This is a genomic window from Klebsiella sp. MBT K-1, from assembly GCF_002556465.1.
Taxonomy (GTDB): Bacteria; Pseudomonadota; Gammaproteobacteria; order Enterobacterales; family Enterobacteriaceae; genus Klebsiella; species Klebsiella grimontii.
Map to the genome: position 1 here is coordinate 55,539 of NZ_PDEL01000009.1, position 24,541 is coordinate 80,079.

Consider the following 24,541-nt stretch of genomic DNA (forward strand, 5'->3'; position numbering starts at 1 on the left):
AGAAAAATCCTTCAGGAGAGAAGCCATGAAGTGGCAACAACGTGTACGCGTCGCAACGGGTCTTAGTTGCTGGCAGATTATGTTGCATCTACTGGTCGTGGCAGTACTGGTGATGGGTTGGATGAGCGGCGCGCTGGTGCGCGTCGGATTAGGTTTGTGCGTGCTGTACGGCGTCACGTTAGTGTCGATGCTGTTTTTGCAGCGCCATCACGATGAGCGCTGGCGCGACGTCGGTGATTTCCTTGAGGAACTCACCACCACCTGGTACTTCGGCACCGCGGTGATCGTGCTGTGGCTGCTGTCGCGCGTACTGCACAATAACCTGCTGCTGGCCCTCGCCGGGCTGGCGATACTGGCCGGTCCGGCGGTGGTATCACTGCTGGCGAAAGATAAAAAACTACGCGATCTTTCTTCGGAACATCGCATACGCCGCTGAGCCGGTGGTGGCCGCTATGACCAGTAGCGGCCACAAACTCCCCCACACGATTGCCAGACTCGCATCCTTCAGATAGATCTGCTTGGTGATATCGGTGAAATGACGAATCGGGTTTACCCACGTCAGGTTCTGTAGCCATACCGGCATATTCTCCACCGGCGAAACGTAGCCGGAGAGCAAAATCGCCGGCATCATAAAGACGAATACGCCGATAAACGCCTGCTGCTGCGTGGAGCACAGCGACGAAATCAACAGGCCGAATCCTACCAGCGACAGGCCGTAAACGATCATCGTGAAGTAAAACAGCAGCAATGAGCCGGCAAACGGAATTTGATAGGCCCAGATGCCAATCCCCAGCACGATGGTTGCCTGCAGGGTGGCGACGATCAGCGCCGGGACCGCTTTACCGATAAAGATTTGCCAGGTTGCCAGCGGCGACACCAGCAGCTGGTCGAGCGTGCCCTGTTCGCGCTCGCGGGCAACGGAGAGCGAGGTGACGATCATGACGCCGATGGTGGTGATCATGGCGATCAGCGACGGTACCACGAACCATTTGTAATCGAGATTCGGGTTATACCAGTTGCGCACCACCAGCTCGCTATTGTTCGGTTTGGCTTTACCTTCCAGCAGGTCCTGCTGATAGCTTTTGACGATCTGCTGGAGATAGTTCGCGGCAATTTGCGCGCTGTTAGAGTTGCGCCCGTCCAGCAAAAGCTGGAGCGGGGCGGTCTGGTTGGTGTCGAGGTTGCGCGAAAAATCCGCCGGGAAACGCACGACCAACAGGGCTTTTTGTTCATCGATGGTGGGTCGTATTTCCTGCGGGCTTTTCAGTAGCAGAACGTGGGTGAAGGCTTTGGCGCGGGCGAAGCGCTGGGTCAGCTCCACGGCGTGCTTGCCGTTGTCTTCGTTATAGATGGCGATGGTGGCGTTCGTTACCTCCAGCGTGGCGGCAAAGGGGAACAGCAGTACCTGGATCAGTACCGGCATAATCAAAATCGCCCGCGTCTGCGGTTCGCGCAACAGCGACTGCAGCTCTTTGCGGATTAACGTCCATAAGCGATGAAACATCGTATATTCTCTCTTTGTGATCCCCGGATTGCGCTGCGCTTATCCGGGCTACCTAATCTGGCAGAAACGGTAGCCCGGGTAAGGCGTTCACGCCGCGACCCGGGAAGCGGGCGCAGACAAATTAATCCAGACGCCGTTTGGTTTTCAGCCACGTCAGGCCGATAAACATTACCGCCGAGGCGATTAAAAACATTACGTTCACCAGCAGCACCACCGGGATATTGCCCGCCAGAAACAGGCTTTGCAGGGTACTAACAAAATAGCGCGCCGGGATCACGTAGGTCACCGCGCGGATTATCGCCGGCATGCTGTCGATCTGAAAAATAAACCCGGACAGCATAATTGACGGCAGAAACGCGGCGTTCAGCGCCACCTGCGCGGCGTTAAACTGGTTGCGGGTAATGGTGGAAATCAGCAGCCCCATTCCCAGGGTGCTCAACAAAAACAGGCTGGTGATAAAAAACAGAATTACCAGCGAACCGCGAAACGGCACGCCAAGTATAAACACCGCCACCAGCATACACAGCAGCATCGCCAGCATGCCGAGGAAATAGTAGGGTATCAGTTTGCACAGCAGCAGTTCGGCGCGGGTAATCTCGGTCGACAGCAGCGCCTCCATGGTGCCGCGCTCCCACTCGCGGGCCACCACCAGCGAGGTCAGGATCGCGCCGACCACCGTCATAATGATGGTAATCGCGCCGGGGATAATAAAATGCTGGCTGATGGCGGCCGGGTTAAACCAGTAGCGCGTCTGCACGTCGATAAGCGGCTCGAAGGTTTCGCCGCGATCTTCCGCCCGCTGCTGCTGCCAGATTTGCCAGATGCCTTCGACGTAGCCCTGGGCGAAGTTAGCGGTATTCGGTTCGCTGCCGTCGGTGATGAGCTGGATCGGCGCATCGTCGCCGGGGCGGGCCATCTTGCGGTCGAAATCTACCGGAATGGTTACCAGCGCGCGAATGCGTCCCGCCTGCATCATCTGCACCAGTTGCTGGCGGTTATCGCTGACGGTGGCGTCGATATAGGGGGAGCCGGTCATGGTATGGACAAAATCCAGCGCCTCTTCGCTTTGCTGCTCCAGCAGCACGCCCACCCGCAGCTTGCTGGAGTCGAGGTTAATCCCGTAGCCAAAGATAAACAGCAGCAGCAGGGGGATGACCACCGCAATCAGCCAGCTGCTGGGGTCGCGGACAATCTGCCGCGTCTCTTTCACGCACAGGGCGCGTACGCGCCGCCACGATAGCCATTTAGCGCTCACCGGCGTTCTCCTTATCCCAGTCGTGAATGAGGGTGATAAACGCCTGCTCCATCGTCGGGTCAGGCTGTTTATCATCCGCTGCCAGCGCCTTCAAATCGTCCGGCGTGCCGCTGGCGATCAGCTTGCCGTGATAGACCAGGCCGATACGATCGCAATACTCCGCTTCATCCATAAAGTGGGTGGTGACCATCACCGTCACGCCTTTATCCACCATGCTGTTGATATGCAGCCAGAATTCACGGCGGGTGAGGGGATCGACCCCGGAAGTGGGTTCATCAAGAAACAGGATATCCGGCTCGTGCATTAGCGAGCAGGCCAGTGCCAGGCGCTGCTTATAGCCGAGCGGCAGATCGTCGGCGGCCTGCCGGGCGATGCTTTTCAGGCCAAACGCCTCGCTCATGCTGGCGATTTTGTCGTTCTGCTCCCGCCCGCGCAGGCCGTACACGCCGGAGAAGAAGCGCAGGTTCTGCTCGACGGAAAGGTTGCCGTAGAGCGAGAACTTCTGCGCCATATAGCCCAGATGCTGACGCGCCTTGCCGGAGCTGACTTTCAGGTCCATGCCCAGCACCAGCGCTTTACCGGAGGTGGGGACCAGCAGGCCGCACATCATCTTAAAGGTAGTGGACTTGCCCGCGCCGTTAGGCCCGAGGAGGCCGAATATCTCCCCGCGCTTGACCTGGAAATCAACGTGGTCGGTGGCGGCAAAATCGCCGAATTTCTTGGTCAGGGTCTGCGCTTCAATCACCGTGTCCTCATGGGAGCCTTCCACGGTGTGGATAATGTTGCCCAGCGGCGATTCGGCGGTCCCGGCGCCGCCCAGCAGGTCGATAAAGGCGTCCTCGAAGCGCGGCGCGGTTTCGGCGACCTCGAGCGGCGGCATATCGGTAGCGTTCTGGACTTCACTGATGCTGGCCTCTTTTTTAAGGATCAGGCGTACCGATTTCCCCTGAATCACGCCATCGCTCACCTGCGGCAGCTTCAGCGTCCGCTGGAGGAGGCGGCGATTATTCTCCTCGCCGCTGGAAATCAAAAAGCTGCGTCCGGCCATGGTCTGCGTCAGCTCTTTTGGCGCCCCCTGATAGAGCAGCTGGCCCTCGTTCATCAACAGCACGTCCCGGCACTGCTCGGCCTCATCAAGATAAGAGGTGCTCCAGAGGATCAGCATTCCGTCGCCCGCCAGTTCATGCACCATTTGCCACAGTTCGCGGCGCGAGATGGGGTCGACGCCGACGCCGGGTTCATCAAGCAGCAGGACTTTCGGTTCGCCGACCAGGGTGCAGGCCAGACCAAGTTTCTGCTTCATGCCGCCGGAAAGCTTGCCCGCCAGCCGGCTGGTAAAGGGGCCGAGGGAGGTAAATTCCAGCAGCCTGGCGAAGGTTTTTTCCCGCGCCTCGCCGGTCACGCTGCGCAGATCGGCGTAGAGCGTCAGGTTTTCCATCACCGTCAGATCTTCATACAGGCCGAATTTCTGCGGCATATAGCCGAGCACCGCGTGCAGGGCGCTATCGTCGGCAATCGGGTCGTAGCCGATGACCGTTGCGCTGCCTGCGTCGGGCTTCAGCAGCCCGGCGAGCATGCGCATCAGGGTGGTTTTTCCCGCGCCGTCAGGGCCCACCAGACCGGTTACATAGCCGGAGTGAATGGTGCAGTCCAGCGGCGCGACGGCCGGGCGGTCCATGCCGGCAAAGCGCCGGGTCAGGCCGCTCAGCGTAATGACGTCCTCGCTCATTGGCCGTTTCCGTGACTGAAGGTGACGGTGACAGGCATCCCCTGGCGCAGCGCGTCGTCGGCATCGGTGACCACAATACGCAGGCGATAAACCAGATCGGTGCGCAGATCCGGCGTCTCCACGGTTTTCGGCGTGAATTCAGCGGTAGGGGAAACGAAGCCGATTTTGCCGCGGTAGGGTTTATCCGGGCGACTATCGGTGTAAAGCAGCACTTCGCGACCCGGCTGGGCCTGGCCGAGGTTTTTTTCATCGATATAGGCGCGTACCCACACCGGATGGGTTAACGAGAGCGTCATCACCGTGCCGCCGGCGCTGAGCATGCTGCCCGGCTCGACGGCGCGAGTCATCAGCGTTCCGTCGGACGGCGAGGTCAACGTGGTATCGTGCAGATCGAGCTTCGCCTGCGCCAGCGCGGCCTGCGCCTGCTCAAGGCTGGCTTTGGCCTGGGCGATTTCCTGCGGACGATTTCCCGCGCGATACTGGCGCAGCTTATCCTGCGCGGACTTCAGCGTCGCCTGGGCCTGATCGCGCGAGGAGCGGGCGTTTTCCAGGTCGTTAGCGGAGATGGCGCTGCTTTTGCGCAGCCCCAGCTGGCGTTGGTAAAAGTTCTGCGCGTAGTCGTAAGCCGCCTGCGCCTGGTTGACCGCGGCGGCGGCCTGGGCAATCTCTTCCGAACGATACCCCGCCATCATCAGGTCGTACTGCGCCCGGGCGGTGGACACGTTGGCCTGCGCCTGTTGGAGGGCGTTTTCGTACGGCGCGCGATCCAGCTCGCCCAGGGTCTGCCCGGCTTTAATCGCATCGCCCTCGTCGACGCTGAGCGACGCCAGCCGCCCGCCCACGCGGAAGCTGAGGTTGACGGTACGAATATCCACGTTGCCATATAGCGTGAGCGTTTTCTGCTGGCTGCTCTGGTACCACCACCAGCCTCCGCCAAGGACAGCGACCAGCAGGAGAAGCAGCACAACGATGATGAGCGGTTTTTTCATGACTCCAGACTCCTTTGCGATAATCCTTCCAGAACGAAATCAATATGGCAGGTGATAACCTCAATAATTTGTGCGGTTTTGTCCCGATCGAACTCGGCCCAGCCCGCGCGGCGCAGCACCGTTTCCCGCCCAAGGCGAAAAGCGAGCACTTCGCCCAGCAGCGCGTGGGTGTGAAGCACCATTTGCGTGCTGTCGGCGTTAAGGCCGGTATAGGCGGCGATTAAACGGGTCAGGTAGCAGTGTAGTGGAGCAATCACCTGATCGTGGATGAGCCGGTAGGCCGGCGTCGGCGACAACTGCTCGCGGGAGATGAATTTGCTCAAATTGACGGTGTCGTCCTGGGTCAGCAGCAGGATCATGTTCTGGCAGGCGCCAAGTATCAGGCTGCGCATCGCAGTTTTATCCGGCACAGGCTCAGTGAACAGCGCTTCCGCCGCCTGTGCGTGGGGGCGGAAATTGTGTTCGATAAAATCAGCGATCCACTGAGCGCAGGCGAGGTAGAGATCGTCTTTGGAACCAAAATAGTAGGTAATGGCGGCGATATTTTGCCCGGCCTGAGCGGCGATATCGCGGGTCGTGGCGTGCAGGCCGTATTCGCCAAACTGGGCGATTGCGGCGGCGATAAGCTGGCTTTTCGCCTGCTCGCCCTTGCTGGTAATGGGAGTTGTCGTCATCACGCTGGAAAAGTTAATCAATCGATTGATTAACTCTAGGCGCAGGTTTGCAGTTTGTCCACCGTTTGCTGCTAGATATGAAATCCTTCGTGGCTTAGCTCTTCGGCAACCCAGTTAAAGAAGATCTTCACTTTCTCTTTTTGCTCATTCGGGTGCGGTAAAACGAAGTGATGGGCATTCACCGGCATACTGACGTCGCGGCTAAAGACGGGTTCCAGGTGACGTTGACGAACGCTCTGCCCGGCCAGCAAATTACTCTCAAGAATAATCCCCATCCCCATGCGCGCGGCCTCGATACTCATATAGGAGCGGTCAAAATTAAAAATAAAGTTTTTATTCCAGCCGCGAACCTTATGCCAGGACAGCCAGTTGCTCCAGCCGATCAGCGTGCTATCGGAATGAATAAGATCGCAGGCCAACAAATCTTCAATGGACTGAACGTCGCGTCCGGCTAAATAAGTCGATGAGGTGAAGGGGAGCATGCGTTCGTTTTTTATGGTCTTGACCACCAGGGTCGGCCACTGTGAGAGCCCGTGGCGAATATCAATATCGATATTATCGCGGGAGAACTGAATGCTTTCATAAGAACAGGTCAGGCTAATTTTAAGCTCCGGCCAGGCCTGGCGAAACTTATGAAGTCGGGGCATCAACCACAATAAGCCAAAGCTCGGCGCTGAATGAATCCGTAAATAATCCTGGTGGATATCATTAATCACCTGGTTAGTGGCCTGGCCAATAATATTTAAGGCTCCGGAAACTTCTTTAAGATATTTTTCACCAATGGTGGTTAAGACCATTCCTTTACTGCTGCGGGAAAATATTTTCTTTCCCAGATACTGTTCCAGGCTGGCTATCTGATGACTGACTGCGGAAGCTGTAATATTGAGATTCTCCGCTGCCAGGTTCAGGCTGCCGGTATCGGCTACTTCAATAAATGCCTGAATATTGCGTAAGGATGGCATCGGCAAGCTTTTATTTGGCAGCGGCTGGTTCATGATTTCCTCCGGTGAGTGGAATAATGCAGGGTGATTTGTTTACTCAAAAAACAGTACATCCAGCGGTTATCCCAGAAAATGAGGGTCAGGATAGCATAGCCGGGAAATAAGATATGGCGTAATCCGTGATGAACTTAACAGTTTTAAATATGAAGCTCTCGGAAAAATAATTGACAGGAATTTGAATGCAGTCACGAAGCAAATTTTTCTCACGCGTAATTGAGCTTTTTTGAATACCCTTTCTTTTTGGGATTGTTATATTGCAACCACAGGCCTGATAACAGGGCGCGATGCGGTAAGGTTCGCGACAAAAAGCATAAAAAATACAGAGGATACCCTATGTCACGTATAGATACTGTGGTCTGTACTGACGCCAGGAAAACAAAATATCGTTTTGTGGTTTTGACGATGATTTTCCTGGTGTATGCCATAAATTACGCCGACAGAACGAATATCGGCGCGGTATTGCCGTTCATTATTGATGAGTTTCATATCAACAACTTTGAAGCCGGGGCCATCGCCAGCATGTTTTTCCTGGGCTATGCGGTCAGCCAGATCCCGGCCGGCTTTTTCATTGCCAAACGCGGCACGCGAGGGCTGGTCGCGCTGTCGATTTTCGGTTTTTCCGCTTTTACCTGGCTAATGGGCACCGTGAGCTCGGTGTTTGGCCTGAAGATGGTGCGGCTGGGGCTGGGGCTTAGCGAAGGGCCATGTCCGGTAGGCCTGGCTTCGACCATTAATAACTGGTTCCCGCCGAAAGAGAAAGCCACGGCAACGGGCGTCTACATCGCCGCCACCATGTTTGCGCCGATCATCGTACCGCCGCTGGCGGTATGGATCGCGGTAACCTGGGGCTGGCGATGGGTCTTTTTCTCCTTTGCGATACCGGGAATTGTGGCGGCGGTGGCGTGGTACCTGTTGGTTAAGTCAACACCCGCAGAGAGCGGATTTGTTTCGCAAAGCGAACTGGAAAAGATTAACGCCGGGCGTGAAAGCGATAAAAACGCCGTACGGCAAAATATATTAATTGCCGATCGCTTTATCTGGCTGGATAAATTTATTCGGGTGAAAAAGCTTACCCCTATTGATACGGCGAAAGGATTATTTACCTCGAAAAATATTCTTGGCGACTGTCTGGCTTATTTTATGATGGTTAGCGTGCTGTACGGATTATTAACGTGGATCCCGCTGTATTTGGTTAAAGAGCGCGGTTTTGATGTAATGAGCATGGGCTTCGTGGCAAGTATGCCGTGTATTGGCGGTTTTATAGGTGCGATTGGCGGTGGATGGATTTCGGATAAGGTATTAGGCCGGCGACGTAAACCGACAATGATGTTTACCGCGATTTCCACCGTGGTCATGATGCTCATTATGCTAAATATTCCCGCGAGCACCTGGGCGGTCTGTGTCGGATTATTCTTCGTCGGTTTATGTTTGAATATTGGCTGGCCGGCCTTTACCGCCTACGGTATGGCCGTTTCGGATAATAAAACCTATCCGATCGCCTCTTCTATTATCAATAGCGGCGGTAACCTCGGCGGATTTGTTGCCCCGATGGCTGCGGGCTTTTTACTCGATCAAACCGGCAGCTTTAATTCGGTATTCACCTATTTTGGTATCTGCGCCGCAATAGGTCTGGTGGTGATTCTCTTTCTCGATGAGCCACAATAACGGAAAAATATCCTGTTAATTAATATGCGTCATGTCATGGAGTGAAAATATGTTATTAAAAGATAAAGTCGCCATTATTACCGGCGCGGCCTCGGCACGCGGTTTGGGTTTTGCCACCGCCAAATTATTTGCTGAAAACGGCGCCAGCGTGGTCATTCTCGACCTCAATGGCGAAGCCAGCAAAGCGGCGGCCGCGGCCTTAGGCGAAGGCCATCTTGGCCTGGCGGCGAACGTTGCCGATGAAGTTCAGGTTCAGGCGGCGATGGAACAGATTCTGGCGAAATATGGCCGGGTCGATGTGCTGGTGAATAATGCCGGGATTACTCAGCCGCTGAAGCTGATGGATATTAAGCGCGCCAACTACGACGCGGTGCTGGACGTCAGCCTGCGCGGCACGCTGCTGATGTCGCAGGCGGTTATTCCGACGATGCGGGCGCAAAAATCGGGCAGCATCGTCTGTATCTCTTCGGTTTCCGCCCAGCGCGGCGGCGGTATCTTCGGCGGCCCGCACTACAGCGCGGCGAAAGCCGGGGTGCTCGGCCTGGCGCGGGCGATGGCGCGCGAGCTTGGTCCGGATAACGTCCGCGTTAACTGCATTACCCCGGGGCTGATTCAGACCGATATCACCGCCGGTAAGCTGACCGACGACATGACGGCCAATATCCTTGCCGGGATCCCGATGAACCGCCTTGGCGATGCGGTGGATATCGCGCGCGCCGCCCTGTTCCTCGGCAGCGATCTCTCTTCCTACTCGACCGGTATCACCCTGGACGTGAACGGCGGCATGTTAATCCACTAAGCGAGGCAAGCAGATGAAAATCACGGAATCACAAAAAGTTGCCGCGGCGGCGTGGCGTATCCGCCGCTATGCCCTGCAAATGGGCGAGGTTCAGGGACAGGGCTACATCGGCCAGGCGTTAGGCTATGCGGATGTGCTGGCCACCGCGTTCAGCCACGCGATGCGCTACCGCCCGGAAGAACCGGAGTGGGAAGGACGCGACCGCTTCCTGCTCTCGCACGGCCATTACGCCATCGCCTATTATGCGGCGCTGCTGGAAGCGGAAATTATCCCGCAAGAGGAGCTGGAGACCTACGGTTCCGACGACAGCCGTCTGCCGATGTCGGGTATGGCAACCTATACGCCGGGGATGGAGATGTCAGGCGGCTCGCTGGGACAGGGGCTCTCCATTGCCGTCGGGATGGCGCTCGGCCTGCGGCAGAAGCGCAGCGCATCCTGGGTTTATAACTCCATGTCTGATGGGGAGCTGGACGAAGGGTCGACCTGGGAAGCGGCGATGTCGGCGGCCCATTACGGCCTGACGAACCTGATAAATATCGTTGATGTGAACAAACAGCAGGCGGACGGCGATTCGCGCAAAATCCTCGGCTTTGAGCCGCTGCATGAAAAATGGTCCGCCTTCGGCTGGTACGTGCAGCGCGTGGACGGCAACGATCTGGCGGCGGTGATTACCGCCTTCGACAACGCGAAAAATCATGCGGGCAACCAGCCGCGGGTCATTTTATGCGACACGCTGATGGGCAAAGGGGTGCCGTTCCTGGAAACCCGCGATAAGAACCATTTTATCCGCGTCGATGCCGACGAATGGCAAAAGGCGATTGCGGTGCTGGACGCCAACAAACCGGAAGGAGTGCTGTAATGAGCCAGAGTAAACCACGTTTAAAGACGTCGGCGATGATCGCCTCTATTGCTGATGAAGGCCAGGCGACCGTTTCCGCCCCGTTTGGCGTCGCCCTATCGAAGCTGGCGGCGCAGCGCCCGGAAATCGTCGGGATGACCGCGGATCTGTCAAAGTATACCGATCTGCATATCTTCGCCCAGGCCTTCCCGGATCGCTTCTTCCAGATGGGGATGGCGGAGCAGCTGCTGATGGGGGCTGCCGGGGGAATGGCGAAGGAGGGATTTATTCCCTTCGCCACCACCTATGCCGCTTTTGCTACCCGCCGCGCCTATGATTTTATCCATCAGGTTATTGCCGAAGAGCATCTGAACGTGAAGATCTGCGCGGCGCTGCCGGGTCTGACTACCGGCTACGGGCCGAGCCATCAGGCAACGGAAGATCTGGCGATTATGCGCGGCATTCCCGGGATGGTCATCGTCGATCCCTGTGATGCGCTGGAGATAGAACAGGCGGTACCGGCGATTGCCGACCACAGCGGTCCGGTGTATATGCGTCTGCTGCGCGGTAAGGTGCCGCTGGTGCTCGATAAATATGATTATCAGTTTGAGCTGGGCAAGGCGAAGCTGCTGGAGGACGGTAATGATGTGCTGATTATCTCTTCCGGGCTGATGACCATGCGCGCCCTGGAAGCGGTTGCAAAACTGCGGGCCGATAATATCAGCGCGGCGGTACTGCACGTACCCACCATCAAACCGCTCGATGAAAAAGCGATCGTTGCGCAGGCGTCGAGGCCCGGTCGTCTGGTGGTGACCGCGGAAAACCACACGTCGGTTGGCGGGTTAGGGGAGGCGGTTGCCGCGCTGCTGATGCGCAAAGGCGTGCGCTGCGAACTGGATACCGTTGGTTTGCCCGACGAATTCCTGCTGGCCGGGGCGCTTCCGACGCTGCACGACCGCTACGGCATTTCCACCGCGAAGATGGTCGAAAAAATTAAGCATCGCCTGCGTTAGTTGTTTTCGCCGCCGCGTTCTGCGGCGGCGCTTGTTTATCGCCAGGACCGGGAGCAGTGGTTTGTTAGCCAGAGGATTCTTTTCGGCAGATTTTATGCGGTTCATCACAAAATCTGCTAGACTGCGCAGCTTCATGGCATTGTGGTTTTTGCCATCTCTTTCGCAATAATCTCCCTGAAAACTACGCCTGTGACGGGCCGGGGCGGTTCGGAGTTGTTATGTCTTTTGATTCCCTTGGCCTGAATCCTGAAATCCTGCGCGCCGTCGCTGAGCAGGGCTACGTTGAGCCAACCCCTATTCAGCAGCAGGCCATCCCGGCGGTATTACAGGGTCGCGATCTGATGGCCAGCGCCCAGACCGGTACTGGTAAAACGGCGGGATTTACGCTGCCGCTGCTTCAGCACCTGGTCCAGAAAGAACCGCACGCTAAAGGCCGTCGTCCGGTGCGCGCGCTGATCCTGACCCCCACGCGCGAGCTGGCGGCGCAGATTGGCGAGAACGTGCGGGATTACAGCAAATACCTTAACGTTCGTTCGCTGGTGGTGTTCGGCGGCGTGAGCATTAACCCGCAGATGATGAAGCTGCGCAGCGGCGTCGATATCCTGGTGGCAACGCCCGGCCGCCTGCTGGATCTTGAACATCAGAACGCCGTGAGCCTGGACAAAGTTGAAGTGCTGGTGCTGGATGAAGCCGACCGTATGCTGGATATGGGCTTTATTCACGATATTCGCCGGGTACTGGCGAAGCTGCCGGCAAAGCGCCAGAACCTGCTGTTCTCCGCAACCTTCTCCGACGAGATTAAATCGCTGGCGGAAAAGCTGCTGCATAATCCGCTGGAAATTGAAGTCGCTCGCCGCAACACCGCTTCAGAACAGGTGAGCCAGCTGGTGCATTTTGTCGACAAAAAGCGCAAGCGCGAGCTGCTGTCGCAGATGATCGGCGAAGGCAACTGGCAGCAGGTGCTGGTCTTTACCCGCACCAAGCACGGCGCTAACCATCTGGCGGAGCAGCTTAATAAAGACGGCATCCGCAGCGCCGCCATTCACGGCAACAAGAGCCAGGGCGCGCGTACCCGCGCGTTGGCTGACTTTAAATCCGGCGGCATTCGCGTGCTGGTGGCGACCGATATCGCCGCGCGCGGTCTGGACATTGAAGAGCTGCCGCACGTGGTGAACTACGAGCTGCCAAACGTACCGGAAGACTATGTGCACCGTATTGGTCGTACCGGGCGCGCCGCGGCAACGGGTGAAGCGCTGTCGCTGGTCTGCGTGGATGAACATAAGCTGCTGCATGATATCGAACGCTTGCTGAAAAAAGAGATCCCGCGTATCGCCCTTGCGGGCTATGAGCCGGATCCGTCGATCAAAGCCGAGCCGATTCAGAACGGTCGTCAGCAGCAGCGCGGCGGCGGCGGCCGTGGTGGCCAAAGTCAGGGCCGCGGCGGCCAGGGACAAGGTCGCGGTCAGCAGTCCGCGCCGCGTCGTACCGATGGCGAAGCGCCGAAAGCGCGAACTCAGGACGGTAAACCTCCTCGCCGTCGTCGCCCGCGCAAACCCGCGGCGGCTGAGTAACCCTATCCCGTCACTCCTGCGGGCATAGCCGCGAACGCGCGGCCATGCCCCGGATGGGTTATCCGGGTAAGGCTCCTTGCCCGGCATGCTCTTCGCTCACGTTGAACCTCGAGCGAGATTCCAGTTTGCTCAGAAAGACATTCCTCCCGATGGCGAAAAAATGGCACAATAGTGGCTGTTTATACAGTGTTCAGGTTTTCTCATGGCTTTGACCGCAGCGCTGAAAGCGCAAATCGCCGCCTGGTATAAGGCGCTTCAGGAACAAATTCCTGACTTTATTCCCCGTCCTCCGCAGCGGCAGATGATCGCCGATGTGGCGAAGACGCTTGCCGGGGAAGAGGGGCGGCATCTGGCGATAGAAGCCCCGACCGGCGTCGGTAAAACCTTGTCATATCTGATTCCCGGCATCGCCATTGCCCGTGAAGAACAAAAAACGCTGGTGGTCAGTACCGCCAACGTTGCTCTGCAGGACCAAATCTACAGCAAAGACCTGCCGCTGCTGCGCAAAATCATTCCCGACCTGCGATTTACCGCCGCCTTTGGCCGCGGGCGCTACGTCTGCCCGCGTAACCTGGCCGCCCTTGCCAGCACCGAACCGACGCAGCAGGATTTACTGGCCTTTCTTGATGACGAACTCACGCCCAATAACCAGGCGGAGCAGAAGCTGTGCGCGACGCTGAAAGCGGATCTCGATAGCTATAAATGGGACGGCCTGCGCGATCATACCGATAAAAACGTTGATGATTCATTATGGAGCCGCCTGAGCACCGACAAAGCCAGCTGTCTGAACCGCAACTGCCACTACTACCGCGAATGCCCCTTCTTCGTCGCCCGCCGGGAAATCCAGGAGGCCGAAGTGGTGGTGGCGAACCATGCGCTGGTGATGGCGGCCATGGAGAGCGAAGCGGTGCTGCCGGAGCCTAAGCATTTGCTGCTGGTGCTGGATGAAGGCCACCATCTTCCGGAGGTGGCCCGCGATGCGCTGGAAATGAGCGCGGAAATTACCGCCCCGTGGTACCGCCTGCAGCTGGATCTTTTTACGAAGCTGGTCGCGACCTGCATGGAGCAGTTTCGCCCTAAGACCACGCCGCCGCTGGCCAATCCCGAACGGCTGAATGGGCATTGCGAGGAGCTCTACGAACTCATCTCCTCCCTGAATAACATCCTCAACCTGTACATGCCGGCCGGGCAGGAGGCTGAGCACCGCTTCCCGATGGGAGAGCTACCGGCGGAAGTGATGGAAATCTGCCAGCGGCTGGCGAAGCTCACCGAGACGCTGCGCGGTCTGGCGGAGCTGTTCCTTAACGATCTGGGCGAAAAAACCGGCAGCCACGACGTGGTGCGTTTGCACCGGGTTCTGCTGCAGATGAACCGCGCGCTGGGGATGTTTGAGAGCCAAAGTAAACTCTGGCGGCTGGCATCGCTGGCGCAATCCTCCGGCGCGCCGGTGACCAAATGGGTTACCCGCGACCTGCGGGATGGCCAGATGCATATCTGGTTCCACTGCGTGGGGATCCGCGTCAGCGAACAGCTGGAGAGGCTGCTGTGGCGCAGCGTCCCGCATATCGTCGTCACCTCTGCGACGCTACGCTCGCTGAATAGCTTTTCGCGTTTGCAGGAGATGAGCGGGCTGAAAGAGAAGGCGGGAGACCGCTTTGTGGCGCTGGACTCGCCCTTCAACCACGTCGAACAGGGCAAAATCGTCATTCCGCAGATGCATTACGAACCGCTTATCGATAACGAAGAGCAGCATATCGCCGAGATGGCCGCCTATTTCCGGGAGCAGGTCGAGAGCAAAAAGCATCTCGGCATGCTGGTGCTGTTCGCCAGCGGAAGAGCGATGCAGCGCTTTCTCGAACACGTTACCGATCTGCGCCTGCTGCTGCTGGTTCAGGGCGATAAGCCTCGCTACCGGCTGGTCGAGCTGCATCGCAAACGCGTAGAAGGCGGCGAGCGCAGCGTACTGGTTGGGCTGCAATCCTTCGCGGAAGGGCTGGATTTAAAAGGCGAGTTGTTAAGCCAGGTGCATATTCATAAGATCGCGTTCCCGCCGATAGACAGCCCGGTGGTGATTACCGAAGGCGAATGGCTCAAAAGCCTCAACCGCTATCCGTTCGAAGTTCAGAGCCTGCCCAGCGCGTCATTCAACCTGATTCAGCAGGTTGGCCGCCTGATTCGTAGCCATAGCTGCTGGGGAGAGGTGGTGATTTATGACAAACGCCTGTTGACCAAAAACTACGGTAAGCGTTTATTGAATGCATTACCCGTATTTCCGATAGAGCAGCCAGCCGTCCCTGAGGTTATAGTAAAAACTAAAACAAAACAGACGCGTCGCAAACGGCGTTAGCGGTGCAGTGTCGATGATGTGAGAAGCTCAGAGGAGCCTGCAATGGACTACAGCAAAATCATTAAAGAAGTCGGGCGCGGCAAAAATCACGCCCGCGACCTGGACGTGGAGACGGCGCGCGCGCTCTACTCGCGGATGCTTAACGGCGAGGTGCCTGAGCTCGAACTCGGCGGCATTCTCATTGCCCTGCGCATCAAGGGCGAAGGTGAAGCGGAGATGAAGGGCTTCTATGAAGCGATGCAGAATCATACGATGAAGCTGACGCCGCCGGTCGCTAAACCGATGCCGATAGTGATCCCCAGCTACAACGGCGCGCGCAAGCAGGCTAACCTGACGCCTCTGCTCGCCGTGCTTCTGCATAAGCTTGGCTTCCCGGTGATTGTTCACGGCGTGAGCCACGATCCCACCCGCGTGCTGACGGAAACGATTTTTGAACTGATGGGGATCCCGGCGACGCTTCAGGCGGGCCAGGCCCAGGCGCGGTTAGACAGCCATCAGCCGGTTTACGTGCCGGTCGGCGCATTGTGTCCGCCGCTGGAAAAACAGCTGGCGATGCGCTGGCGCATGGGGGTGCGTAACAGCGCCCACACGCTGGCCAAGCTGGCGACGCCGTTTGCTGAAGATGCGGCGCTGCGCCTGTCGAGCGTTTCGCATCCTGAATACGTTGGCCGGGTGGCGAAATTCTTTGCCGAGATCGGCGGCCGGGCGCTGCTGATGCACGGTACCGAAGGCGAAGTTTACGCCAATCCGCAGCGCTGTCCGCAGATCAGCCTGATTGACGCGGCCGGTACGCGGGTGGTTAACGAGCGTCAGGATGGCGCAGCGGAGCAGGCGCTCGTCCTGCCGGCGTCAAAAGATCCCGAAGTGACCGCGCGCTGGATTGAGCGCTGTTCTGTAGGGAGCGAGCCGTTGCCGCAATCGCTGAAAATTCAGCTGGCCTGCTGTCTGGTGGCGACCGGCGTCGCCTCCTCTCTGGAGCAGGGGCTGGCGAAGGTGGCTGAGAGCTGGTAACTGTATCGGCAGGCAAAAAAAAGCCCGTCCAGTGGCATGGACGGGCAAGGCAAGGGTATTAAAGGATCTTACAGGGTTAAAACAGTGGCATTACAGAGTGTTGCTACAGGAAATGCTGGCGATTATTTGTAGATAACCGCGGTACCGCTCAGTTTGTTGTTGCTGTTAGCGGAGGTAATGCTATAGCCGGTCGCGCCAGCGGCCTCTGCTTTTTCAGCCAGTTTGGCTTCCAGTCCATCCAGCGTCGTCGCGCCTTCAGCAGAAACCACACCGATTTTGTTCATGCTCTCTGCCTGAGCCGATGTGACCGGCTGAGCGGCGAACGCGCCGAAAGACAGAGCGGACAGGGCGATAGCGGCAGCAGCGTATTTGATGTTTTTCATAATTAATCTCTCGCAGGTTGTTCTGTATAGGGGACGATGTTCCGTCGATGTGATAAGTATCACGGTTTTTGGCGGGAGATAAAATCGAAGGAAATTAACAATCTCAATCTAATTTTTTGAATGATTATTAATTTATTGAATATTAATAAATTATTTTAGCCGATGGCGGCGAAACCGGTTGGGACGGCGTTCAGCGGGCTGGAAGGGCACATTTTGCCACTCCGTTTGCCAAAAATCGTGCGCGAAAAGTTAATGCGATATGCGGTAATGAACGGTAAATATCGGTCAGCGAAGCTGGCTATCTTTGGATCCTCTGCGATTATATCCCGAAAATGTATTGTTATGTAAATCTTTCTCCTGTTGGCATTTAACGCAGTATTTGACTCCCGCCACCGCCCGTCGGCGCGCCTCAGGAATCGGCTCTCCGCATTCTTCACAAAATTTGTTGCTTTCGCCCGATGACAGCTCATTTCGCGCCCGGGCTATCGCGTCGTTGATGGTGCTGTCGATCTGTTCCTGCACCGCGTCATCATTTGCCCAACCTGATGCCATAGTTCACCTCGCTATCTCTTCTCTCTTTAGTATAGAGAATATGGGGGTAAAAGATGACCAGACAAGGCTCAGATCTCTGACCATTCGCGCAGCAGGTTATGGTACAGATTAAGCAGAGACAGCACTTCGTCGCTTTCGCCGTGGCGGCTTTTTAATTTCTGAATATTGCCATCCAGTTCAAACAGCATACTGCGGCGTTTATCGTCACGGATCATTGACTGAATCCATAAGAACGAGGCGACGCGGACGCCTGAGGTCACCGGGGTGACGCAGTGCAGGCTGCTCGAAGGGTAGAGCACCAGGTCCCCGGCCGGGAGCTTAACCGCGTGCTGCCCGTAGGTGTCGTTGACGACCAGCTCACCGCCTGCATAACTTTCCGGAGCGCTTAAAAACAGGGTGGCGGAAAGATCGGTGCGCATCCAGCCGCCCTGCGCCTGGCTGCGCACCGCGCCGTCGACGTGGAAACCGTAAGTTTCGCTCTGCTGGTAGCGGTTGAACAGCGGGCTGGAAATCGCCTTCGGCAGCGCGGCGGCAAAAAAAAGCGAACTGCGGTTCAGCGCCGCCAGCACGTTGCCCTGAAGCTCGGCGTAGAGGTTGCTGCGGGTGTCCACCTGCTGGTTATGTTTGACCTGAGCGCCCTGGTCGCCGGTCGTCACGCGCCCGTCAACCCATTCCGCCTGCTGAAGCTGAGCGGTAAAATCGTCCACTTCCTGAGGGGTGAGAACGGCGGGAATATGGTACATCATCGTTTTATCTCCTGAGAAAACGGGGCGTTGCCGCCCCGCCGTGGATCAGAAATGGATATTGGCGGTAAGCAGGAAGGTCCGCGGCTCGCCCGGGTGATAACGGTAGCCGCTCTTGTTAATCGAGGCGACGTAGTCGGTATCAAACAGGTTGTAGACGTTCAGCTGCAGGTCGAGATTGCGGTTAATGCGGTAACCGACTTTAGCATCGGCCACCCAGTAGCCTTCGGTATAAGAAGGCGTGCCGACCGCGCCGTCGCTGCCGCGATGCATGCTGCCGACGTATCGCGCGCCGGCGCCGACGGCGATCGCATCGGTGGCCTGGTACTGGCTCCAGAGGGTAAACGCGTGCTCTGGCGTATACGGCAGCGCGCTGGTGCCATCCTGGGCGGTGTTCGCGCCTTCACGAACGCTGGCATGCTGTTGGGTATAGCCGCCGATAACCTGCCAGTCAGGAGTGATGTTACCGGCCAGCGAAATCTCATAGCCTTCAACGCGTTTCTTACCATACTGCGAATAGCTGCCGTCGTCGTTCTGCTCGACTTCGTTTTCAATATCGGTGCGGAAGAGGGCGGCGGTCAGCAGCAGGCGTTTATCCATCAGCTCCCACTTGGTGCCGAGCTCGCTGGTTTTGGCCTTCTGCGGTTTAAAGTCGGTTCGGTTGGCGCTGCTGCCGGTGCCGCTTTGCGCGAGGGTAAAGTTGCTGCCTCCCGGCGGCTGCTGGGAAACGGCGTAGTTGACGTAGAGATTGCCGTTATCGGTCAGGTGGTACAGCGCGCCGGCCTTCCAGTTCACCAGGTTACCGCTGGTTGAGGTATCGACGGTGGTGAGCGGGGTATTTTTCGCGACCCCCGTCGGGCAGGCAATGGCGCCGCGTCCGGTACCGCCGCACAGGCTGGCGCTATCATATTTGGTCTGGTAATTGTCCAGACGGATCCCGCCGTTAAGTTCGAAGTCCTGGGAAATTTGCAGGGTATCGAAAGCATAGACGCCGAAGGTATCCGTCTGCCCGTTAGCGTTGGCGCCGCTGCGGTTCAGGCCGCCGATGGAGATGTCGCTATTCGGATGGTAAATATTCACCGCCGGAGGCGTGAGCGGATAGACCCCGTAGTTGGTCTGGGTTTCACGGGTGAATTCCACGCCGGTGCTGACGTCATGACCGATAGCGCCGGTGTAGAACGTCGACGTCAGGTTAGTCTGGTTGGTCAGGATCTTGTTGCTGATGTCTTTGGTATTCGCCAGGCGCGACCAGGTCCAGGTGCCCACATCGTCAGGGTTTGGCTGGGAAATGTTTGACGCTCCGCCCATCACCGCGGTCATCAGATAATCCTGCTTCACGCGAGACCAGCGGGTGGTGTTGCGGATCGTCGTGGTGTCGCTCAGGTCGTGCTCGAAACGCATCGTCACGGTATCGGTTGTGGAATCATCGTAGTCGGAATCGGTGCCGTAGAAGTTGCTGGTGGCGACCTTGCCGGAGTGATTCAGCGCCGAGGTGCCGGCGTTGGGAGCGGAATAGCCCGGCAGCCCGATGGTAGGAATGCCGCCGTCGGGGGTGTTGTGCTGGGTCACGTGCAGATAGTTAAGGTACAGGCGGTTCTCGGTGCCGAGACCAAATGCCGCCGATGGCGCGACGCCGTAACGCTCGTTTTTCACCTTGTCCCGGCCCGCGTCGTGGGTTTTCTCGCCCATCAGATTCAGACGCACCGCGCTGGTTTCGCCAATGGCCTGGTTAATATCCAGCGTGCCGCGTCGGAACCAGGCGCTGCCAGCGCTGGCGGAGGCGTCGATACCGGAATCGAGGCGCGGCTGTTTGCTGATCATATTGATCGAGCCGGTCGGCGCACTGCGCCCATAGTCGGAGCCTGACGGCCCCTTGATGACTTCGACCTGTTCGGTATTAAACGTATCGCGGCTGACGCTGCCAATATCGCGGATACCGTCGACGTAAATGCTGTTGGAGGTGTCCGCACCGCGCATGTAAATGGCGTCGCCGGTGGTCGAGTTGCCGTTTTCGCCAGCAAAGAAAGCGCCGACGCCGGGGACGTTTTTCAGCGCGTCGGTAAGGTTAGTGACCCCCTGATCCTTCATCACCTGCTCAGAAACCACGGTAACCGTTCGCGTGGTGTCGGCGATCGGCCGTGAAAATTTTGGATCGGCGGAGCGAGTCGGCGCGTAAAGCGATGGCGTCTGCGCTTCGACCACCAGCGTTTCGCCGCTAGTATTTTCAGTGCTATCCGCTGCAAGTAGCTGGCCGGACGGAGAAAGACTCAGGCATAAGCCAGTGAAGAGCGTGAGCGAGTTAAAACTGCTGAACGGCAAATTGTTATTTTTTTCCATTTCAATAAGTGACTTATCGTTTTAATTAGGCCATAACGACCGCAGACGAAGCGTTGCTTCGCCCCGACCACTGCAGGTGATTTCTATACAAAGTAATGAGTTTGATAATGATTGTGATAATCATTATCAAAAACGAACGAATTTTTATCACTCATTTATAAAAAAATAAATACATTTATTTACATTGACCGCAATTTTTCTACATAAAGCGCACGGGGAGGGGTAGCTTAAGGCGGGGATACGGAAATCAGCAGCCCGGCCTGGGCAACGGAGATATTGCCGGCCGGGAAGTACGCTTAGCGGGCGTCCGGACGAATAAGATCAAAACGCAGGCTTTCATCAATGCCGTAATAGGCGCTTGGCCCTCCGGCGCGCAGGATTGGTTGGGCCTTGGCGGTCTGGTAAATTCCGTCATCCAGCAGCGATTCATCGATATGCACCGCGACCACTTCGCCCAGCACCAGCCAGGTGTCAACCGCTTGCCCTTCGGCGGTGGTTAACTGGATGCATTGTGAGAGGCGACACTCGAAGTTTACCGGGCTTTCTGCGATCCGCGGCGCGCTGACGATGCGGCTGGGAGCGGCAGTCAGCCCGGCGCGGATGAATTCATCTTCGTTATGGGGAAGGGTGGCCGAGGTTTCGTTCATCGCGACCGCCAGAGGGCGGGTGGCCAGGTTCCAGACGAACTCTTTCGTCTCAGCGATATTCTGCACGCTATCTTTCCAACCGCTGCTGGCAAAACCAATAATGGGTGGCCGATAGTTAAAGCAGTTGAAAAAACTGTAGGGGGCGAGGTTACGCTGGCCGCTGTTATCAACGGAAGCTATCCAGCCGATGGGCCGCGGCCCGATAATAGCGTTCAGCGGGTCGTGAGGCAGCCCGTGTCCGTGCGAAGGTTGGTAGAAGTACATACGATACCCGTGACAAAAAAAGAGATATCCAGACTCACTTATTTACCGCGCCGCCGTCAACGGGTATCTTACGCGGCTGTTCAAAGGAGATTGCCATGAAAGCCCAGAAACCGGGGTTACACCCGCGTAACCGTCACCAACAACGCTACGACCTGCCCGCGCTGTGCCAGGCCCACCCTGAGCTACAGGGCTTTATCACCCTTAACCCGGTGGGTGAGCAGACCATCGACTTCGCTAACCCGCTGGCGGTGAAGGCGCTGAATAAAGCGCTGCTGGCGCACTTCTACGCGGTGAAACACTGGGATATACCCGACGGCTTTCTCTGCCCGCCGGTGCCGGGCAGGGCGGACTACCTCCATCATCTCGCCGATCTGCTGGCGCTGGATAGCGGGACCATCCCGGCCAACGCCAGCATTCTCGATATTGGCGTTGGCGCAAACTGCATCTATCCGCTGATCGGCGTGCATGAGTACGGCTGGCGCTTCACCGGCAGCGAAGTGAACGCCGACGCCTTCGCCAGCGCCCAGGCTATCGTCAACGGCAATCCCGGCCTTACTCGCCAGATCCGCCTGCGTCGTCAAAAAGACGCCAAAGCGATTCTGACCGGCATTATTCATAAAAATGAGACCTACGACGCAACCCTGTGCAACCCGCCGTTCCATGATTCCGCCGCCAGCGCGCAGGCGGGCGGTGAGCGTAAGCGTCGCAACCTGGGGCTGGGCGAAGAGAGCGTGCTGAACTTTGGCGGCCAGCAGCAGGAGCTGTGGTGCGAAGGGGGCGAGGTCGCGTTTATTACGCAGATGATTCAGGAGAGCCAGCAGTTTGGCCGTCAGGTGAAGTGGTTTACCTCGCTGGTGTCTCGCGGCGACAACCTGCCGCCGCTCTACCGCGCGCTGACCGACGTCGGCGCGGTGAAAGTGGTGAAAAAAGAGATGGCCCAGGGGAATAAGCAAAGCCGCTTTATCGCCTGGACCTTTATGGACGAAGCCAAACGTCGCCGCGCTTTATAACGTCGGCTCGGCGGGAGCCGGCGGTCCCGCCGGCGCTGGCATCGGCAGAACCTGGTAAGTTTGTACCGGCGCCCGCACGCCCGCGAGGTCAAAGTGTCGTTTTACCTGAGTATCAAGAGCGAAGCGGACCGTCCACTGCTTCAGCGGCAGAGTAGTAAAGGTGACGCGCAGGGTGAAGGCAGTGTTGCTTAAGCCCACCAGCCCGGCGAAGGAGGGCTCGCCAATGATCAGCCCGCGAATCTCTTCCTGCGCCATCACTTCCGCGACCGCGTCTTTCAGCGCCTGGTTGGCCTTATCCAGATCTTCTTGCCGGTCAACATCATAGTTGGCCACCACCGAGCCGATCCCGCGCACGAAGTTGGCGAAGGTGGTTATCGAAGACCACGGAATAATATGATAGGCGCCGGTATCCTGGCGTACGCCGACGGAACGAATCGACATACGTTCTACCGTCCCGGTTAACGGCCCGATGGTCACCAGATCGCCGGTATTCATGCCGTTCTCAAACTGGATGAAAATCCCGGTAATAATATCTTTAACCAGGGTTTGCGCGCCGAACGAAATCGCGAGGCCCAGCGCGCCGGCGCCGGCCAGCAGCGGGGCGATATTCACACCCACTTCCGAAAGCAGGATCATGATAGTAATGGTGCTAATGACGACCGCCAGCGCGTTGCGAAACAGCGTCAGCAGCGTTCGGGCGCGGGCGCTGGGCAGCGGGCGGCCGTGAATATCCGATGCCAGACGGTTTTCAATCAGGCTGGCGAGCAGCGTCCAGCCAATCGCCGAGAAGAACAGGATCAGCGCGATGCGGATCAGCACATCCACCGCTTTTTGCCCGCTGCCGTTATGCATCCACTGCCAAAAATCGAACAGGCCCCACGCGCTGAGCAGCAGCATAATCGCCACGCAAACCGTTAATATCCGCGCCGCTTTCAGCGAGGCGGAGATCCAGCCGTTAAGCCGTTTTTGCAGTTCAGGATAGTTGCGCTGGGTTTCCGGCGACAGGGTGATGGTTTTCGCAATCCAGCGCGACAGAATACCGGAGACCAGCGCGGCGGCACCGATGATGGCCAGGCTGCGCAGCGTCGCGCCCATCATAAATTTCAGGCTGTTGCCGGGGTCGAACAGCGAGAAGAAAAACAGCACGATAAAGTAAGCGCAGGCCAGCCAGTGCCAGATCAGCGCAAAGGCGCGGATAAACAGGCTAAAGAATGCCAGCGAGCGGTCGGCGAGATGGATGAGTCCTTGAGTAATCAATTTCTTATTGTGAAATATCAGATACAGCGCCCAGAGCGTAATGCACAGCATAATCACCACGTTGGCCAATGCGCCAAACTGGACGTTGACCTGGTTGGAGATAATCGGCACCGCGACGATGAGCCCGTAGCCAATCAGGCTGCTCAGCGCGCTCAGGCGCAGGTTCCAGTATTTCGCCGCGTCATCGCTGAGGTTGAACGGGCGTAGCTCCGGGATGCGGGGGCAGAAAATGAGCCGCAGAATGGCCTTGAAAAATTCAATCAGCGCGAAGGCGTTGAGAAACAGGCTTTGCTGGAAGGCGATGGTGGGATTATTACCGTTCAGGCGGTCGCTTAAAAGCTGGCCCACGAAGAGGGTGAGCGCCAGCAGAAGCAGGTCGAAAATAAACGCGCCGGCGATCGTTGCAGGTAGCTGAAGCCAGTTGCTGCGGTCGCGGTTTTTATGCCGTCCCCAGTGACCCATCTTGCGATACAGCGGCAGGGCCGCCAGGCGTACCAGCCACCAGAACGCAAATACCAGACCTGCCAGCAGCAGGAAATGCCAGGCGGCGCTGGTGAAGGTTTGTGAATTAAACGCTTTGTGCGGAGAACCGGTGATGTTGCGCCACAGCTGGGAGAAGCGCGAAGAGAGCTGTTCGCCGTATTCGCGGCTGATGTGGGTGACGTTCTCCAGCACCGTGGTCTCATCTTTTATTTCCGGCGGCGTCAGCGTCAGCGTACTGTCCGGCGGCGGCGTGGCGGCGGCTTTCCGCAACTGATCGATAAGCTCCTGACGAGCATCGGCGTTTTCAAGCACGTCGGCCAGCGCGCCGTAGGCCGCTTTCTTCTGCGCCAGATCGGGTTCGCTACTGCTGGACTGATCCGTTGTGGCTGCCGGAACGCCGGGCAGCGTCGCGGCCCAGAGCGGAGCGGTGAAGAATAGGGCAAGCAGTAACAAAATCCGCGGCACAGGC

The 24,541-nt window shown here is 57.5% G+C and carries 21 protein-coding genes; 9 read left to right on the forward strand and 12 right to left on the reverse strand.

What is annotated here, in order from left to right:
- Nucleotides 1–25 precede the first annotated feature (25 nt).
- Complete coding sequence (locus tag CMQ96_RS14940; protein WP_004135236.1) at nt 26–436, forward strand: YbhQ family protein; 411 nt, start codon at nt 26–28, stop codon at nt 434–436.
- Here the strand turns inward: CMQ96_RS14940 and CMQ96_RS14945 are convergent.
- The 6 genes from CMQ96_RS14945 to CMQ96_RS14970 all read right to left on the reverse strand — a co-directional run bounded on the left by CMQ96_RS14945 (nt 398) and on the right by CMQ96_RS14970 (nt 7,146).
- Nucleotides 398–1,504 carry an ABC transporter permease gene (locus CMQ96_RS14945; RefSeq protein WP_004135234.1) on the reverse strand — a complete coding sequence of 369 codons (1,107 nt, stop codon included), beginning with the start codon at nt 1,502–1,504 and terminating at the stop codon, nt 398–400. The genes CMQ96_RS14940 and CMQ96_RS14945 overlap by 39 nt on opposite strands.
- Before the next feature lie 121 nt (nt 1,505–1,625).
- Complete coding sequence (locus tag CMQ96_RS14950; protein WP_004135232.1) at nt 1,626–2,759, reverse strand: ABC transporter permease; 1,134 nt, start codon at nt 2,757–2,759, stop codon at nt 1,626–1,628.
- Entirely contained in the window at nt 2,749–4,488 is a 1,740-nt protein-coding gene (locus tag CMQ96_RS14955; RefSeq protein ID WP_024360137.1) for an ATP-binding cassette domain-containing protein, read from the reverse strand. Before CMQ96_RS14955 ends, CMQ96_RS14950 begins: the two co-directional genes overlap by 11 nt.
- Nucleotides 4,485–5,477 carry a secretion protein HlyD gene (gene hlyD, locus CMQ96_RS14960; protein WP_049087275.1) on the reverse strand — a complete coding sequence of 331 codons (993 nt, stop codon included), beginning with the start codon at nt 5,475–5,477 and terminating at the stop codon, nt 4,485–4,487. Before hlyD ends, CMQ96_RS14955 begins: the two co-directional genes overlap by 4 nt.
- A complete protein-coding gene (cecR, locus tag CMQ96_RS14965) occupies nt 5,474–6,151 on the reverse strand; it encodes a transcriptional regulator CecR (protein WP_024360135.1) in 678 nt (225 codons plus the stop codon). Before cecR ends, hlyD begins: the two co-directional genes overlap by 4 nt.
- Nucleotides 6,152–6,222: 71 nt before the next feature.
- Nucleotides 6,223–7,146 carry a LysR substrate-binding domain-containing protein gene (locus CMQ96_RS14970; RefSeq protein WP_004135224.1) on the reverse strand — a complete coding sequence of 308 codons (924 nt, stop codon included), beginning with the start codon at nt 7,144–7,146 and terminating at the stop codon, nt 6,223–6,225.
- A gap of 339 nt (nt 7,147–7,485) precedes the next feature.
- Between CMQ96_RS14970 and CMQ96_RS14975 the strand changes: the two genes are divergently transcribed.
- From CMQ96_RS14975 to ybiB, 7 genes are all read left to right on the forward strand, one after another.
- The gene (locus tag CMQ96_RS14975) at nt 7,486–8,817 is read left to right on the forward strand and encodes an MFS transporter (protein ID WP_064342381.1); all 1,332 of its coding nucleotides are present in this window, start codon (nt 7,486–7,488) and stop codon (nt 8,815–8,817) included.
- 49 nt (nt 8,818–8,866) lie between these two features.
- Nucleotides 8,867–9,616 (forward strand): SDR family NAD(P)-dependent oxidoreductase, encoded by a 750-nt coding sequence (locus CMQ96_RS14980; protein WP_049087277.1) that lies wholly within the window; start codon nt 8,867–8,869, stop codon nt 9,614–9,616.
- Between the two features lie 13 nt (nt 9,617–9,629).
- Nucleotides 9,630–10,475, forward strand: coding sequence for a transketolase (locus CMQ96_RS14985; RefSeq protein WP_024360133.1), 846 nt, complete (start codon nt 9,630–9,632; stop codon nt 10,473–10,475).
- On the forward strand, nt 10,475–11,467 hold the full coding sequence (locus tag CMQ96_RS14990) for a transketolase family protein (RefSeq protein WP_064342382.1): 993 nt from the start codon (nt 10,475–10,477) through the stop codon (nt 11,465–11,467). The genes CMQ96_RS14985 and CMQ96_RS14990 overlap by 1 nt, the downstream gene beginning before the upstream one ends.
- Before the next feature lie 218 nt (nt 11,468–11,685).
- Nucleotides 11,686–13,038 carry an ATP-dependent RNA helicase RhlE gene (gene rhlE, locus CMQ96_RS14995; protein ID WP_049087280.1) on the forward strand — a complete coding sequence of 451 codons (1,353 nt, stop codon included), beginning with the start codon at nt 11,686–11,688 and terminating at the stop codon, nt 13,036–13,038.
- Between the two features lie 202 nt (nt 13,039–13,240).
- Nucleotides 13,241–15,385 (forward strand): ATP-dependent DNA helicase DinG, encoded by a 2,145-nt coding sequence (gene dinG, locus CMQ96_RS15000; protein WP_024360130.1) that lies wholly within the window; start codon nt 13,241–13,243, stop codon nt 15,383–15,385.
- A 42-nt stretch (nt 15,386–15,427) separates the two neighbouring features.
- Nucleotides 15,428–16,396 (forward strand): DNA-binding protein YbiB, encoded by a 969-nt coding sequence (gene ybiB, locus CMQ96_RS15005; protein WP_024360129.1) that lies wholly within the window; start codon nt 15,428–15,430, stop codon nt 16,394–16,396.
- 122 nt (nt 16,397–16,518) lie between these two features.
- Here ybiB and ybiJ read toward each other — a convergent pair whose 3' ends face one another.
- The 5 genes from ybiJ to CMQ96_RS15030 all read right to left on the reverse strand — a co-directional run bounded on the left by ybiJ (nt 16,519) and on the right by CMQ96_RS15030 (nt 21,322).
- A complete protein-coding gene (ybiJ, locus tag CMQ96_RS15010) occupies nt 16,519–16,779 on the reverse strand; it encodes a DUF1471 family protein YbiJ (protein ID WP_004130722.1) in 261 nt (86 codons plus the stop codon).
- Nucleotides 16,780–17,064: 285 nt separating this feature from the next.
- Nucleotides 17,065–17,331 carry a DksA/TraR family C4-type zinc finger protein gene (locus CMQ96_RS15015; RefSeq protein ID WP_004130731.1) on the reverse strand — a complete coding sequence of 89 codons (267 nt, stop codon included), beginning with the start codon at nt 17,329–17,331 and terminating at the stop codon, nt 17,065–17,067.
- 68 nt (nt 17,332–17,399) lie between these two features.
- Complete coding sequence (gene ybiX, locus CMQ96_RS15020) at nt 17,400–18,077, reverse strand: PKHD-type hydroxylase YbiX (RefSeq protein ID WP_004135195.1); 678 nt, start codon at nt 18,075–18,077, stop codon at nt 17,400–17,402.
- A gap of 45 nt (nt 18,078–18,122) precedes the next feature.
- A complete protein-coding gene (locus CMQ96_RS15025) occupies nt 18,123–20,411 on the reverse strand; it encodes a catecholate siderophore receptor Fiu (protein WP_082237398.1) in 2,289 nt (762 codons plus the stop codon).
- A 296-nt stretch (nt 20,412–20,707) separates the two neighbouring features.
- Complete coding sequence (locus CMQ96_RS15030; protein WP_049130076.1) at nt 20,708–21,322, reverse strand: flavin reductase family protein; 615 nt, start codon at nt 21,320–21,322, stop codon at nt 20,708–20,710.
- 95 nt (nt 21,323–21,417) lie between these two features.
- On the opposite strand from CMQ96_RS15030, the gene rlmF reads away from it, so the two are divergent.
- Complete coding sequence (gene rlmF / locus CMQ96_RS15035) at nt 21,418–22,332, forward strand: 23S rRNA (adenine(1618)-N(6))-methyltransferase RlmF (protein ID WP_024360126.1); 915 nt, start codon at nt 21,418–21,420, stop codon at nt 22,330–22,332.
- Here rlmF and ybiO read toward each other — a convergent pair.
- Entirely contained in the window at nt 22,327–24,537 is a 2,211-nt protein-coding gene (gene ybiO / locus CMQ96_RS15040) for a mechanosensitive channel protein (protein ID WP_098066986.1), read from the reverse strand. The two genes, rlmF and ybiO, sit on opposite strands and share 6 nt — an antisense overlap.
- Nucleotides 24,538–24,541 lie beyond the last annotated feature (4 nt).